We start from the raw sequence: 14,833 nt of genomic DNA on the forward strand, positions 1-14,833 counted from the left end.
GTCAGGAACAAGAACTGTTTACCACGCGTGGCGATGCGGCCTTATACGTAGGATTACTACTGACAATTTCACGTCAGAAAACTTGTGTCGCTCGATTGGCGAAGGGAGTCTCTTGCCCCATCGAACTGATCAAACACTTCCAACTGCTCAGCTGTGTAGTGCTTTGAAAGAGTACGGCTCAATTGGCGCGCCGTAAATGTGGTACGCTCATACGCTTTCCAAAAGCGTTCACCTCTTCGCGTAGCAGAGGTGAAGATGGCTCCGAACTCCTGCAATGCGACTTCATATGATGTGAAATACTGATCGAGCTTCTCGGGTAGTTTGTCTTTAGAAGTTACCATCGTGCGTAACGTGCCGACTCGTTCTACAAGTAGCTCAATCATCCACACCTCGCGGTTGCCGCCTTCTTGGGTCCAATTTCGTGTAGCAAAATTGAAAAGCCGCCGTTGAATCGTGATGATCTCTTTCACAACAGCGCGACGCTCGCGTTTTCCGATCTCGTGTCGAGAGAAGACGGCGCCTATCAGAGTAAAGAGTATTGCAAGCGTGAGTTCCCAAGCATAGGGACCTATCGAAGTGACTAGCTCGCTATACTTGCTCATGTCTACATCCGGAACACGCCGAACCCCCTGTCCGGGAACGGAGCATTTAGGCTGGCTGACAGGGCGAGGCCAAGGACGCGGCGCGTATCAGCCGGGTCGATGATGCCATCATCCCAGAGGCGCGCCGTGGAGAAGTAGGGAGAGCCTTCGGCCTCGTAGAGGTCGCGGATCGGCTGTTTGAAACTGTCCTCTTCCTCGGCGGACCATTCCCCACCCTTGCGCTCGATGCCGTCGCGCTTGACCGTGGCCAGAACGCTGGCCGCCTGTTCGCCGCCCATGACGGAAATGCGCGAGTTTGGCCACATGAACAGAAAGCGTGGGCTGTAGGCCCGACCGCACATGCCGTAATTGCCGGCTCCAAAACTGCCGCCGGTCACCACGGTAAATTTCGGCACGCTGGCTGTCGCCACAGCTGTGACCATCTTGGCACCATCCTTGGCAATGCCGCCCGCCTCGTATTTCGAACCGACCATGAAGCCGGTAATGTTCTGCAGGAAGACCAGCGGAATGCGACGCTGGTCCGCCAGTTCGATGAAGTGCGCGGCCTTTTGCGCGCTTTCCGAGAACAGGATGCCGTTATTGGCCAGAATTGCCACCGGCATGCCATAAAGCCGCGCAAAGCCGCAGACCAGCGTCTCGCCATAAAGTTTCTTGAACTCATGGAATTCGGAGCCATCGACAAGACGAGCGATCACTTCACGGGAATCGTAAGGCTCCCGCACATCCTGTGGTACCAGGCCATGCAACTCCGCAGGGTCATAAAGAGGCTCTGCCGGATCGGTAAGATCAAAGGGCTGCGGTTTCGGCTTTGCCAGTGTGCGGACAATGGACCGGACAATAGCAAGCGCATGGGAGTCATGAGCTGCATAATGGTCTGCCACGCCGGACTGGCGCGTATGCACATCCGCGCCGCCAAGGTCTTCGGCGGAGATTACCTCCCCCGTCGCAGCCTTCACCAGCGGCGGGCCGCCGAGGAAGATCGTGCCCTGCTTGCGCACGATGATTGTTTCATCCGACATGGCCGGTACATACGCGCCGCCCGCCGTACAGCTTCCCATCACGGAGGCGATCTGGGGGATGCCCTTCGCACTCATCTGAGCCTGATTGTAGAAGATGCGCCCGAAATGCTCTCGATCCGGGAAAACTTCCGACTGGTGCGGCAGGTTCGCGCCACCAGAATCGACCAAATAGATGCACGGCAAATGGTTCTCCAGTGCGACTTCCTGCGCGCGGAGGTGTTTCTTTACCGTCATCGGAAAATACGCGCCGCCCTTTACCGTCGCATCATTGCAGACGATCAGACACTCGCGCCCCTCGACCCGGCCAACACCCGTTATCAGGCCCGCGCCGGGGGCCTCATTGTCATACATCCCATTCGCGGCCAGCGCGCCAATCTCTAGGAATGCAGAGCCCGGATCCAGCAAACGTTCGACACGTTCGCGCGGCAACAATTTGCCCCGGTCGATATGGCGCTGGCGGGATGCTTCAGGTCCCCCGAGGGATGCTTCGAACGTCTTCTCACGCAGTTCGGCAAGAAGCGTCTCCATCGCGGCCTTGTTGGCGGCAAATTTGCTTCCCGAAACATCTAGGTTGGATTTCAGAACCGGCATAAAGCCTCCCACTGGAATTTTGTGCCTGCTTAGCGGCGTGCGGCGCGCGTGTCACGCGGACGTCATGCGAATTTGAAACACACAGGATGATCGAAAGGCTATGAAAAGGGAATCGAAATGGGCATGTTCACCAACATGGGCTTCGATATCACTCCCCGCCTCAGGGCCATTGAATTCCTGAAAGATGTGCCTCGCCGCGCCATGCGGGCCGCGGGCAAGGAAGCCAAATGGTTTTCCATCCCTGCCGGCAAGCCGCTTTACCTGGCCGGTGAAGCTGCCGACACGCTATACTTTGTCTTGTCTGGCACGCTGGGCATCTTCCGCGAAGGCCCACACGCCAAGACTGAATTCATTGGACATATTCGCTCTGGCGAACCGGCAGGTGAAATGTCGCTATTCCTGGGCGGTGTCGACCTGACGGGTGATGGCCAGCCAAATGATGCGCCACATACCAGCTCGGTTTACGCGCTGCGCGACACTGAGGTGGTCGGTGTGTCTCGCAAGGGATGGGACCGAATGGTCCGCGCCGAGCCGGAATTGCTGGAATCCATGATTCGCGTGATCCTGCAGCGGCTTGGCAAATCCGGTGACCGCGTGGCGAGCGCTGCGCCGAAAGTCTACACGCTGGTAGCCACCTCCCCGACGATCGACCTGAAGCTGCGGGCACGCTCACTCAAACAGGCCCTGGAGAGGCTTGGCCGAAAAGCCATCATTGTTGATGAGTCTATGGGGGATGAGCGCCCAGCCGCCTATTTTGACGAGCTTGAACGCACGCATGATGTCGTGATCCTGATCTCGGCCATTGGGGACAATGCCTGGTTCCGGCTCTCCATGCGTCAGGCGGATCGGATCTGGGTCGTTGGCCGCGCCGATGCCCGACCGTCCAACCCATTGATGCCGGATGATGAGTCTCCGGCGCGAGCACTGAAGCTGGTCGACGTCGTGTTGCTGCATCATGGTGACCAGCGTCGCGGTGCAAAGCCCGTCGAATGGGTCGCCGCGTCCGGCGCGACCCGCGTGTTCCACTGGAACCAGGTCGAGGGGAATGATTGCGACAGGCTCGCCCGCATTATGGCTGGCGTCTCAGTCGGTTTGATCCTGTCTGGCGGCGGCGCGCGCGCCTATTCCCATATTGGCGTTGTGAAAGCGATGCGGGAAATGGGCATCCCGATCGACTTCACGGGTGGCGCTTCAATGGGGTCTGTCGTGGCCGCCTGCGTCGCCATGGGGTGGAGTGATGCTGAAATCGAACTCCGCATCCGGAAAGCATTCGTGGAGAGCAACCCGCTGGGCGATTACCATCTGCCGGTAGTCGGCATGGTCAAAGGTGCGCGGGTGAATGCGCGTCTGAAAGAACATTTTGGCGAGGCAGAAATCGGGGACCTGCACCTGCCTTTCTTCTGTACCTCAACCAATCTCACCAGCGGCGCCACGCGCATCCATCGCGAGGGTTTACTGCGTCATGCCCTTCGCGCCACTATCTCCCTGCCCGGCATTCTTCCACCGGTCGTGGATGGGCAAGACCTGCTGGTGGATGGCGCGGTGCTGAACAATTTTCCGGCGGACATCATGCGTGACATGCATCGTGGGTTTGTCATCGGGTCCGACGTGACTCGCCAGCCGGAGAACATGGATCTCGCTGAATTCCGAGACCCACCGGGCTTTTTCCGCTGGGTGTTCAACAATGGCTTCTCCAGCCCGCCCCCAATTGCAGGCCTGTTGATGCGCACGGCCACAATCCGTGCAGACACGAAATTCGGCCATGACATGGCCGATGTTCTTGTCCTGCCACAACTGGCCGATGTGCAATTGCGCGACTGGGACGCATATGATGAAACCGTCGAGGCTGGCTATGTCGCCACGATGAAAGCCTTCGAAGGCAAGAAAATCAAGGAATTGTGCTGCCCAGCTTAAGCCGTTTCGCCGAAAAGCTCCCGGCCAATCAACCAACGGCGGATTTCCGACGTCCCTGCCCCGATCTCGTAGAGCTTGGCATCGCGAAGCAGACGTCCGGTCGGGTATTCATTGATATAGCCATTGCCGCCCAGAATCTGGATCGCATCAAGCGCCAATTTGGTGGCGGTTTCGGCCGCATACAGAATGGCGCCAGCGGCATCCTTGCGGGTCGTCTCGCCCCGGTCACAGGCTTTGGCCACGGCATAGACGTACGCTTTCGCCGCGTTCATCTGAACATACATGTCCGCCACCTTGCCCTGGATCAGCTGGAACTCGCCAATCGATTGACCGAACTGTTTCCGGTCATGGATGTACGGGATCACGACATCCATGCAGGCTTGCATGATGCCGGTCGGGCCAGCAGACAGCACCGCGCGCTCGTAATCCAGGCCGCTCATCAGAACGCCAACACCGCCATTCAGCGGGCCCATGACGTTTTCCTCCGGCACTTCGCAATTATCGAAAACCAACTCGCCTGTTTCCGATCCGCGCATGCCGAGTTTGTCCAGCTTCTGCGCCACGGAGAACCCCTGGAAATCCCGTTCAATCAGGAAGGCGGTGATGCCGCGCGATCCGGCCTCTGGCTCTGTCTTGGCGTAAACAACCAGCGTGTCTGCATCCGGTGCATTGGTGATCCACATCTTCGTGCCGTTCAGCACATAGCGATCGCCTTTTTTCTCTGCGCGCAGTTTCATGGATACGACATCTGAGCCCGCGCCGCTCTCACTCATCGCGAGCGCGCCCAAATGCTCTCCGGAAATCAACTTGGGCAGGTAGCGGGATTTCTGGTCATCATTCCCCCAGCGTCGTAGCTGGTTCACGCACAGATTGGAGTGCGCGCCATAGGAGAGGCCAACCGAGGCCGACGCGCGGGAAATTTCTTCCATCGCGACGACATGTTCTAGATAGCCAAGTCCGGTGCCGCCCCATTCTTCCTCGACGGTGATGCCCAGCAAGCCGAGCTCGCCCATCTTCGGCAACAGGTCACGGGGGAACGTGTCCGTCCGATCAATTTCGGCGGCGCGAGGCGCAAGCTCGTTCTGAGCAAAACTTGCCACCGTTTCGCGGATCATGTCGGCAGTTTCGCCGAGATCGAAGTTCAATGTGGGATATGTGTTCGGAATCATGGCGGTGACCTAGCAATTCTTTTCCCGCCTGTCAGCCTAATCCTCGCGGGCAAGCATGCGGTAGAGATAGTAAACTGACACAAACAACAGAAAGCCGCCACCGAGTGTCAGGAGCGGACCGCTGTAACCTTGCGTCGCGGTTTCGCCAATTCGGCTGGCCGATCCGGTCACGATGCGCCGCAGCCCCGCGTAAAGGCCAATCGTGCCAAGGCCGGCCAGAAGGGCAAACGGCACCCAACGGAGATTGTATGGTGGCGCGAAATCAGCCACTTCCTCTTGTGCTGGCGTGGTCCGGCGGCTCGTGTCGACATGCACCTTCGCCAAGTCGTCTACAACAATCTGGCGCGTCGACACCTGTAGCTCATCTTCAGGCTCTTGCGGGCGATGCGCGCGACGCCGTTCAGACATGGAGGCTGGCGGCGGATGGTCGCCATTTCCTTCGGGGCCTGCCAGAGCGGACACGGCACGTGTAATTTCGTCGACCGTGGAATCACCGCTTGGCTCTATCCCGGTCTCTCCCGAAGCAAGCGAGCCATTCTCCCCCAGAATACGCGTCAGCCGCTGCGCCACGGCACGGGCGGCAGCTTCAGGAGCGCTTTCGCGCTCTGGCGTTGATCGGGCACGTTCTGCCTCGGGCCGGGATTCCAGAACAACGGAACCTTCCCTGGACAAATTCAGCCCGGATAAGCCATCGCGCTCCGGACGAACCAGGGCGCTGGGGATCGCAACCCTCTGGCGCGGCGTGTCGAGAAACATCGCGACTTCAACAGCGCGGCGGCGGACAAGGCCATCGATCACCCGGATCTGGCCATCCACCCTGCCCCGCCGCCAACTGCTCATGGCTTCCGAAGCAAGTATGCGGTCACCGGAATTCAGGTGCGCCAGCACATCTGAGGCATCGAAGGCTTTCAGCCCGATATTGAAAGCGAAGGAGACCAGTGCATCGAATTCATTCTGGGCAAGCGGTGTGAAGACCTGCTGTGCAAGGTGATCCTCAATTCGTTTGAGGTCGCGATAGCGCAAGATGAGTTCGGCATCGAACGGACTGACCTTCAGTCCGGCCCGCGCGGTTTCCGTATGCCCATACCCGATCAGCCATTTCCCATCCGGCAGCCGACTGGCACGCGCACGGAAGCCCTCGAAACTCTTGATGAGTTCGACCCCCGTATCAGACGTGCGCATGTTTCCGGCCATGCAAAAGGCTCCCATTCTGGGACAGTTCTGTTTTTTACTACGGTGTGACACTGCAATTCTCGCGCCCTTTCACCTGAGAGGCGAGATTCTGGCCCAACGCCTTCATTTTAAAGCAAAACAATTGAGGCAAGGCCCAGAAAGCTGAAGAATGCCATCACATCGGTCAGGGTTAACACGAATACAGAGGACGCCACCGCAGGGTCCGCACCAAGGCGTTTCAATCCCAATGGAACGAGAATGCCGGAGAGCCCAGCCCAAACGAATGTCGCAAGCATCGCCGTAGCGATCACAAGCGCCAGTTCGATATCGCGGAACCATACCAATGAGATTACCCCCACCCCAATGGCGAAGATCAATCCATTGACGAAGCCGCTGAGCACTTCGCGAAGAATGGCGCGGCGCGCTGCATCGCCATCCAATTGTCGCTCTGCAATGGCGCGTACAGCCACGGCGAGCCCCTGGCTGCCTGCATTGCCGCCCAACGCCGCCACGACTGGCATCAGTACGGCCAGCGCCACCACTTGGGCGATAGCCCCCTCGAACAGCGAAATGATCGCCGATGCGATGAATGCCGTAAACAGATTCACCCCCAGCCAGGGGGCCCGCGCCTTGACCGTATCCCAGACAGTATCGGCCCCATCCGCCGAGGTCACGTTGAGCAAGGAGAGCAAGTCTTCTGCGTTCTCTTCCTGCATGACGTCGACCATATCGTCGACCGTGATCATACCGACCAGTCGCCCGCCCTCGTCTGTGACCGGCGCCGCGGCCAGCGAGTATTTGCGGAACTGGAACGCCACCTCTTCCTGATCCATGTCGGGCTTCAGGGAGGAGAGCGGGTCCTTCATGATGTCTGACAGCTGGACATCGCGCGCCGTCCGCAGGAGGGTTGCCAGCTGGACGATGCCGATCAAGCGGTGACCGGGGTCGATAACGTAAAGCTCATAGAAGACTTCGGGCAATTCCTCGCCGATATCGCGCGCATGGTCGATAGCGTGGCCCACCGTCCAGTATTCCGGCGCAGCGACAAATTCCGTCTGCATGAGACGGCCAGCCGATTCCTCTTCATAGGAAAGACCACGCTCAAGCTGAGCCCGGTCAATCGGCGCGAGGTCTTCCAGGATGCGCTCGCGCCGATCATCTTCGAGGTCTTCAAGGATGGTGGTTGCATCATCGGAGTCGAGCTCATCCAGCGCGCTCGCAACGGCTGCATCGGGCAGCACCTCGACCGCCTCTTCCCGATAGGAATCGCGCAATTCGATAAGGATGTCTGCCGGCAATTCGCCGCCCAGCAGTTCCACAGCTTCGGAAAACGTGTCGAAGGATAGCGCTTCCAGCGCATCCGCCGCATCGGCCGGGTGCATGCGCTGCAGCGTCCGCGCCAGCCAGCGGGTATCACGTTCATCGATCGACTCGATGATATCTTCCAGCAGGTCCGGATCGACGTTTGGCGTCTCAGCGGCCTGCGCAGGCTGAACGGACTGTTCGGTCATGTCGCCTCTTTGCCGTTGTTAATCTGCGTCGGCAAGAACCGAATGCTCGGAGGTGACAGGGATTCGCGGGAAATTCACAGGCTGCCAACAATATGTGGCGGAGAGCTGTGAAGCGCGCGCACACGGGAAATAGAGACGGGATGAGTCTTTGAATTCATTCATTCGCTAAAATCGATCCTCGATCGATTTTTGGCGCGGAGCGCCACCGCAGCAGCCTTGAGCTGCATCCAGGGCGAAGTGAAACGAAGCCGGGATGAGTCTTTGAATTCATTCATTCGCTAAAATCGATCCTTGATCGATTTTTGGCGCGGAGCGCCACCGCGAATGAATGGTGCGGTCAAGAGGACTCGAACCTCCACGGGTTGCCCCACAGCGACCTCAACGCTGCGCGTCTACCAATTCCGCCATGACCGCACTGGTCTTCAATGAGGCAGACGGGCCGTATAAGGCGACACCAGCCCTTTGTGAAGCCCCGAATGTCGCCTATATGCGCGCGGTGATGCAGAAATTTCCCGACACCGAATGGGCCGTTTCCGAACGGCAGGTTCCCTACGAAGCCGCAGTCCGGTTCATGGAGGCCCGCGCCCGCGCCATCCGTGAGGAAGGCGCACCGGAACTGGTCTGGTTCCTGGAACACCCCCCGCTCTACACATCTGGTACGTCAGCCAAGGTGGACGACCTGCGTGACCCGTCCCGCTTCCCCGTGTTCGATGCCGGCCGCGGTGGTGAGTACACCTATCACGGCCCCGGACAGCGCGTCGCCTATATGATGCTGGATGTCGCCCAGCGTGGCCGGGATGTGCGCGCATTCGTGCAGAATCTTGAAACCTGGATTGTCGCGGCGCTCAGCGCTTTCAATGTCGAAGCCGGTACGCGCGACGGACGGGTCGGGGTCTGGGTCGACCGGACACAAGCGGGTGGACCCTTGCGCGAAGACAAGATCGCAGCCATTGGCGTGCGCCTGAAAAAGTGGGTCAGCTTCCACGGTATATCCCTGAACGTGGAGCCTGATCTGGAGCACTTCTCTGGTATCACGCCTTGCGGCATCGCAGACCCGCGCTATGGCGTCACCAGCCTCGTCGACCTTGGTATTCTCGCGACAATGGAAGACGTGGACGCCGCGCTGAAAGCAGCGTTTGAAACCGTGTTCGAAAGCCGCCTTGTTCGGGTTCAGGAACCGCTTGCGGCCATCTCGTAGGATTTCAGCCGCTGCTCTTCCTGCGTCAGGTCGCTTCCTGTGCGAAACCCGCCAACGCCGCCATTCGGCAGGCGTGCCACATGAAGCAGCGTCCACAGCATGACGAAGAAGGATGACAAGGCCCACAGCGGCATGGCGAGGCCCATACCCGCGCCAAGGGCCATCTCCGCTGGCGTTGGCGGTGGACCTCTGCGGCCGCGGTTCTGCGCCGGGGCCTGTTCGGCTGCTTCTGTCGGTGCGGCGTCAGCGGCCGTACCATCAGCCGTTTCATCCGTGACGGTTTCGACCGGCGCCTGTGCAGACTGTCCCTGTTGGGCCTCGTACTGAGACACGCCACCCATAACCCCGAGCGCGAATCCGATCAGGCCGAGCGTCAGCGGAATCAATACGATCGCCGCCTTCAGAGTCGACCGGTTCGCTTCCGCAAAACGACGCACATGAGCCACCCAGGATGTGAACTCAGTGACAATCGTGAAAAAGAAGAAGGGCACCAAAAGCGCTGGCAGCGGCACCCCGATCGATTTGATCGGTTGCCAGGCTGAGCTGAGGTCCGCGCCCGCCATCGTCGCAATGGACACGCCGAAAACCGGCACGATGAATAGCAGCAGTCGCCCCATGAACATGAATGTCCAGGCGCGGCTGAAGTGCAGTTTGCCCGTCATGCCAAACGGATTGAACAAGGTCTGCACCCAGTTCATCCGGGACGGGTCATCGCGCTCGTCCCGAATCCAGGGCCGATGCGGATCTATGGGCGTTGTCGTATGATGGGTCATGTCCGGTCGGTTCCTTGCGGGGGTCAGGAAGTGGGGGGAGTCATCGGTGTGCCCGACGTGGGCGGTCCGTACTTGTTGGGGCCGGTATCGGTCGGCAGGCGCGCGGCGATAAAACCGAGCAAGGCCGTTGTCAGCAGGAAACTGGCCAGCGACGTCAATGCGGTCAAACGCTCGAATTCCTGAATGTTTTCAGTCAGGGCTTCCATCGCAGCGGCAAGATCGTTTCCGAACTCCGCATACAATGCGAACGCTTCCGGCGACAGGACGGGCATCAACAAGGCGCTGACAATGCTGGTGACAACCGCATATCCAATCAGGAACAACAGATAGAACCAGCCCGAATGCCCGGCATCATGCAGGCGCTTCGAAAACAGGCACACATATACATAGACCATCGGATAGAAGAGAATGCCGAACATTGGCGATATGAACGTGTTGGCGATCTGCACCAGAATGAAGGCAGCCGTGATGACCGACAAGCCGCGCAGGAAGGTGCGCGAGCCAATTCGGCCTTTTGACGACAAGAGGACATATCTCATGTCCATATGGGTTCAGTCTCCTTTATCGGGCGAAACACGCACACTGGCAGCGTTCAGCGTCTCGCGTCCTTATCAATAAACGATAAATACATGCAACAAAAAAGAGCCGGACAACTGCCCGGCTCTTCTGGAAATTGGATTGTTCCGGTCGACTAGACGAATGTGTCAGCCGCGCCAGCCGTCGGATTTTTCGGGTCCGGCCCGTACTTGTTCGGGCCAACCGTGCCTGGGATGCAGGCGATCACGATCTGGGCGATCGAGGCCAGGAAGTTGATGAACGGAATAAAGCCGGCAATCACGAGGCCGAGATAAATCCAGCCCGTCTGATTGATGTCGTGCAGGCGACGAATGAACAGAGCAATGCTCGGAATGATGATTGCGAGCGCATAAAGCCCCATAACTGCAAAGAAGATCATGCCCAACGGATTCATCTCACCGGTTTCGAAATTGCCGCCAAGCCCGAACGCGAGCACGGCAAGAACGCCGAACACGATCACATTGAACAGAGCAACCCACCAGTATTCAGAGCGCTGTGAACGACCCTGAAAATCCACATAGCGACTGAAGAACATTTTTACTGCGTCTGGAAAACTGACCATTTCGGCCCCCTTGATTTGCTTCCACTGCGAAAGACTGGCGCATTTTCTTCGCGCCAGCGGTCAGGTCAAGGAAAGACTCGTAAACGTTTCCCCTGCCCCACTGGCGAGATATCCGCGCCAATTTGGTTAGGGCAGGGTTAATAAGTTCGCCAGATGGGCGTTTTCAACCTAGTCGAATTCGACCATGATCTCGTCGGCTGCAACGCTGTCGCCAGCGCCGACATTGATGGCTTTCACGGTACCATTGGCTTCGGCGCGGATGATATTCTGCATCTTCATCGCTTCGACCACGCAAACCGCCTCGCCTTCCTGGACCTCCTGGCCGATCTCGACATCGATCGACACGACGAGGCCCGGCATCGGAGACATGATCAGCTTGGATGTGTCCGGCTTTTCCTTCTCCGGCAGGCGGGAATGCAAATCAGCGACTTTTGGTGTGCAGACCAACGCGCGAAGCGCCACGCCGCGATGACGGAAGAGATAGCCCTCAGTGCGGTCTGCAAACTTCACCGCAAACGGCTCACCATCCAACAGACCCTCAACAAGGTGCTGACCTGGATGCCAAGGCGTCACCAGCGTGTGCGTTTTGCCGCCATCAATGGTGATCTCCGCTTCGCCCACATCGCCAAGATCCAGCGTCACCGGATAATGCTTGTCACCCAGGATAACGACCCATTCTCGGCGCGCTTCCGCTTGAGGCGCGATGCGGCCACTTGTATCAGAGGCCCGGCGCGTCATGAAACCATGCACGTACGCCGCCGCGCAGATCAGCTGGGTCACCTGCGTTTCAGTTGGCTCAACGCCGTCAAAGCCTTCCGGGAACTCGTCCTTGATGTAGGCCGTCGTGATCTTGCCGGAACGGAACCGCTTTTCGTCGATCACGGCCGCAATAAAGGGCATGTTGTCCTGAATGCCTTCAATGTGGAACCGGTCGAGCGCCTCGCCGTGCACGTCCAGCGCCTGATCGCGATCCTTGCCGTGCGTGATCAGCTTGGCGATCATCGGGTCGTAGAACATGGAGATTTCGTCGCCTTCGCGGACACCGGAATCCATGCGGACTATCCCGCCAGCCAATTCACCCTCTTCCGGCGCATGGAAGCGCTTCAGACGGCCAATGGATGGCAGGAAGTTGCGATAAGGGTCTTCGGCATAGACGCGGCTTTCCACGGCCCAGCCATTGATCTTGATATCGGACTGTTTGAGCTTCAGCGTCTCACCATAGGCCACGCGCAGCATCTGTTCGACAAGGTCAACGCCCGTGATCAGCTCGGTAACCGGGTGCTCCACCTGAAGACGGGTGTTCATTTCGAGGAAATAGAACCCCTTGTCCGCGCCAGATGCGACGAACTCCACCGTACCGGCGCTGTCATAGTTCACAGCCTTCGCCAGCGCGACGGCTTGCTCACCCATTTTCTTGCGGGTTTCAGGGTCCAGCAGCGGCGAAGGCGCCTCTTCGATAACCTTCTGGTTACGGCGCTGGATCGAGCATTCACGCTCATTCAAGTAGATGCAGTTGCCGTGCTTGTCGCCGAGCACCTGAATTTCGATGTGGCGCGGCTCTAGGATGAACTTCTCGATGAAGACGCGGTCATCGCCAAATGAAGACTTCGCTTCGGCCTTAACAGCCGGGAACCCTTCTTCGACTTCCTTGTCGTTGGCAGCCACACGAATGCCTTTGCCACCACCACCGGCGGACGCCTTGATCATCACCGGGTAGCCAATTTCCTTGGAAATTTTGACGGCCTCGGCGGTATCCTCGATCAGGCCCATATGTCCCGGAACGGTCGACACGCCAGCGTCAGCAGCAAGTTTCTTCGAGCTGATCTTGTCGCCCATTGCCTCGATTGCGTAGGCATTCGGGCCGATCCAGCCGATCTTCTCTTCTTCCAGGCGTTTGGCGAAGGCCGGGTTCTCGGACAGGAAGCCAAAGCCCGGATGGATGGCTTCGGCGCCGGTCTGGCGCACGGCGTCGATGATCTTGTCGGCAACGAGGTAGGATTCTGCGGCAGGTGACGGACCGATATGGATCGCCTCGTCTGCCATTTCGACGGCCATGGAGTCAGCGTCGGCATCAGAATAGACGACAACCGTCTGCACGCCGAGCCGTCTGCAGGTCTTGATGACCCGAACTGCAATTTCCCCACGGTTGGCGATCAGAATCTTTTTGAACATGCTGCCTCGATCCATTGCAAAGTCTTTCAGCGACTGCACTAAGCCGCTCGCACGGTGATGTCCACAATTCCCATAGGTGAAGTCGGTTGTCAGGTTGACGCAGATATGTTAGTAAGCGCTCACTTTGTGGAGATAAAACCCATGTCCCGGATTACACTGGACCTCGACGCCTTGATGAAAAACGGCCAGATCGACGACGCCGAAGCCGCACGGCTGAAGGGCTTCGCGCTGCCGGAGCCGAAAACAGGCTTGCTGGTCAACATTCTCCTTATTTTCGGGGCCATCTCTGTTGCCGGTGGCACGATTGCACTCGTTCCGAACGCTGGGACCGGCCTGTTTCTGGCCCTGCTTGCGCTGGGCGGAGCGGAATTCCTGCGCCGTAGCGCCACTGGTAACTCCCTGAAAACACTTGGCAGCGCTCTCACCCTGATGGGGACGCTGGGCGTTGCAGGCTGGATCGGTTGGGAATTCCGGGAAGTCGATGATGGAACGATGCCGACGGTCCTTATTGCCGTCGTGATGACGGCGTCAGCCATATGGTTTCAATCCGCCCTGCTGGCCGCGTTCGCAGTGCTGTCGCTCGGCGCAATCCTCGGTTCGGGCACGGGCTATTGGCACGCGAGCTATGCATTGTTTGTCGAAGAACCGACGATCACTATCATTGTCTTCAGCCTCCTGTCGGCGGGGCTCTATCACGCGCGTGAACGGCTGGGAGACGCCTGGCGCAATATGACGACCATCGCCGCACGGACAGCGATGTTCATGGTAAACTTTGCATTCTGGGTCGGCTCACTCTGGGGCGACCGGGTGGGTGAACACTGGTTCGCACCTGACCGTTGGTCCGAGCGTTCTGAATGGCGCGAAGCGGCCATGTCGATCCCGGACTACGTCTTTACGCTTGGTTGGGTCGCTGCACTGGCGATTGTCATCTTCAAGACCCGCCGCAACAGCTTCCTGTCCATCACATCGATCGTCTTCCTGACGATCCATGGCTATACGCAATATTTCGAGTATCTCGGCGCGCAACCAGAAACTCTGGTTCTGGGCGGACTGGTTCTGGTTGGGCTGGCAGTGGCCGGAGCGCGGTTCCTGATGCGACCGGAAACACAGTCCGACTAGTCGTCATCCAGCTGTTCGATCCGCGCCTCAAAGCTGCGCACGCGCGCCGACACTGAAACAAGGAACGCCGTGGACCAGCCCAGAAGCAGAAAGCCGATGACAGATTCTGCTGCCCCCAACATCCTCCAGCCTTTGTCGACCACGACATCACCATAGCCCACCGTGGTGAATGTGGTGGTCGAATAATAGACCGCAGTTTCGACATCGGGGAAAATGTCGAGGGCCAGATAGGCGAAGGTGAAAATCCAGATTTCTATTGAGTGCAGCGCGAACAGGCTGATGAGGATAAAGAAGATGGCGACGCCCTGCCCTGCCACTGTCGACAGGTTTACATGCGTATCACCCCTTTTGCGGATAAGCGCAGAAAGACCGACAAGACCTGCGAAGTGAACCGCAAAGCAGATCGATACGAGCACACCTGCGACAATCAGATTCAACAAGAGCATGTCGATGG

Annotated in this window: 13 protein-coding genes and 1 tRNA gene; 3 read left to right on the forward strand and 11 right to left on the reverse strand. The window is 58.5% G+C overall.

Going from position 1 to position 14,833, the window contains the following annotated elements; genetic code table 11:
- Positions 1–68 precede the first annotated feature (68 nt).
- Positions 69–602: a hypothetical protein gene (locus tag HF931_RS01015; RefSeq protein ID WP_273241522.1), complete on the reverse strand. Its 534-nt coding sequence runs from the start codon at positions 600–602 to the stop codon at positions 69–71.
- 2 nt (positions 603–604) lie between these two features.
- The gene (locus tag HF931_RS01020) at positions 605–2,212 is read right to left on the reverse strand and encodes a carboxyl transferase domain-containing protein (protein WP_273241523.1); all 1,608 of its coding nucleotides are present in this window, start codon (positions 2,210–2,212) and stop codon (positions 605–607) included.
- 117 nt (positions 2,213–2,329) lie between these two features.
- Here HF931_RS01020 and HF931_RS01025 point away from each other — a divergent pair, with 117 nt between their 5' ends.
- Complete coding sequence (locus HF931_RS01025; RefSeq protein ID WP_273241524.1) at positions 2,330–4,126, forward strand: patatin-like phospholipase family protein; 1,797 nt, start codon at positions 2,330–2,332, stop codon at positions 4,124–4,126.
- Here the strand turns inward: HF931_RS01025 and HF931_RS01030 are convergent.
- From HF931_RS01030 to HF931_RS01045, 4 genes are all read right to left on the reverse strand, one after another.
- The gene (locus HF931_RS01030; protein ID WP_273241525.1) at positions 4,123–5,295 is read right to left on the reverse strand and encodes an isovaleryl-CoA dehydrogenase; all 1,173 of its coding nucleotides are present in this window, start codon (positions 5,293–5,295) and stop codon (positions 4,123–4,125) included. The genes HF931_RS01025 and HF931_RS01030 overlap by 4 nt on opposite strands.
- Before the next feature lie 36 nt (positions 5,296–5,331).
- Complete coding sequence (locus HF931_RS01035; protein WP_273241527.1) at positions 5,332–6,489, reverse strand: lysozyme; 1,158 nt, start codon at positions 6,487–6,489, stop codon at positions 5,332–5,334.
- A 107-nt stretch (positions 6,490–6,596) separates the two neighbouring features.
- Positions 6,597–7,979, reverse strand: a complete 1,383-nt coding sequence (mgtE, locus tag HF931_RS01040; protein WP_035550734.1) for a magnesium transporter — start codon at positions 7,977–7,979, stop codon at positions 6,597–6,599.
- Positions 7,980–8,308: 329 nt separating this feature from the next.
- Positions 8,309–8,393 (reverse strand) — tRNA-Leu (locus HF931_RS01045).
- Between the two features lie 85 nt (positions 8,394–8,478).
- Here HF931_RS01045 and lipB point away from each other — a divergent pair.
- On the forward strand, positions 8,479–9,177 hold the full coding sequence (lipB, locus tag HF931_RS01050; RefSeq protein WP_420537724.1) for a lipoyl(octanoyl) transferase LipB: 699 nt from the start codon (positions 8,479–8,481) through the stop codon (positions 9,175–9,177).
- Here the strand turns inward: lipB and HF931_RS01055 are convergent.
- From HF931_RS01055 to HF931_RS01070, 4 genes are all read right to left on the reverse strand, one after another.
- Positions 9,150–9,950, reverse strand: a complete 801-nt coding sequence (locus HF931_RS01055) for a hypothetical protein (RefSeq protein WP_273241529.1) — start codon at positions 9,948–9,950, stop codon at positions 9,150–9,152. The two genes, lipB and HF931_RS01055, sit on opposite strands and share 28 nt — an antisense overlap.
- A gap of 23 nt (positions 9,951–9,973) precedes the next feature.
- Positions 9,974–10,495, reverse strand: coding sequence for a DUF805 domain-containing protein (locus HF931_RS01060; protein ID WP_273241530.1), 522 nt, complete (start codon positions 10,493–10,495; stop codon positions 9,974–9,976).
- A gap of 146 nt (positions 10,496–10,641) precedes the next feature.
- Positions 10,642–11,088, reverse strand: a complete 447-nt coding sequence (locus HF931_RS01065; RefSeq protein ID WP_035550727.1) for a DUF805 domain-containing protein — start codon at positions 11,086–11,088, stop codon at positions 10,642–10,644.
- A gap of 168 nt (positions 11,089–11,256) precedes the next feature.
- Entirely contained in the window at positions 11,257–13,260 is a 2,004-nt protein-coding gene (locus HF931_RS01070; protein ID WP_273241531.1) for an acetyl-CoA carboxylase biotin carboxylase subunit, read from the reverse strand.
- A 141-nt stretch (positions 13,261–13,401) separates the two neighbouring features.
- On the opposite strand from HF931_RS01070, the gene HF931_RS01075 reads away from it, so the two are divergent.
- Positions 13,402–14,379 carry a hypothetical protein gene (locus HF931_RS01075; protein WP_273241532.1) on the forward strand — a complete coding sequence of 326 codons (978 nt, stop codon included), beginning with the start codon at positions 13,402–13,404 and terminating at the stop codon, positions 14,377–14,379.
- Here the strand turns inward: HF931_RS01075 and HF931_RS01080 are convergent.
- Positions 14,376–14,825 (reverse strand): ion channel, encoded by a 450-nt coding sequence (locus tag HF931_RS01080; RefSeq protein ID WP_035550724.1) that lies wholly within the window; start codon positions 14,823–14,825, stop codon positions 14,376–14,378. The genes HF931_RS01075 and HF931_RS01080 overlap by 4 nt on opposite strands.
- Between the last annotated feature and the right edge of the window lie 8 nt (positions 14,826–14,833).

The organism is Hyphomonas atlantica corrig. (assembly GCF_017795365.1).
GTDB classification, from domain to species: domain Bacteria; phylum Pseudomonadota; class Alphaproteobacteria; order Caulobacterales; family Hyphomonadaceae; genus Hyphomonas; species Hyphomonas atlantica.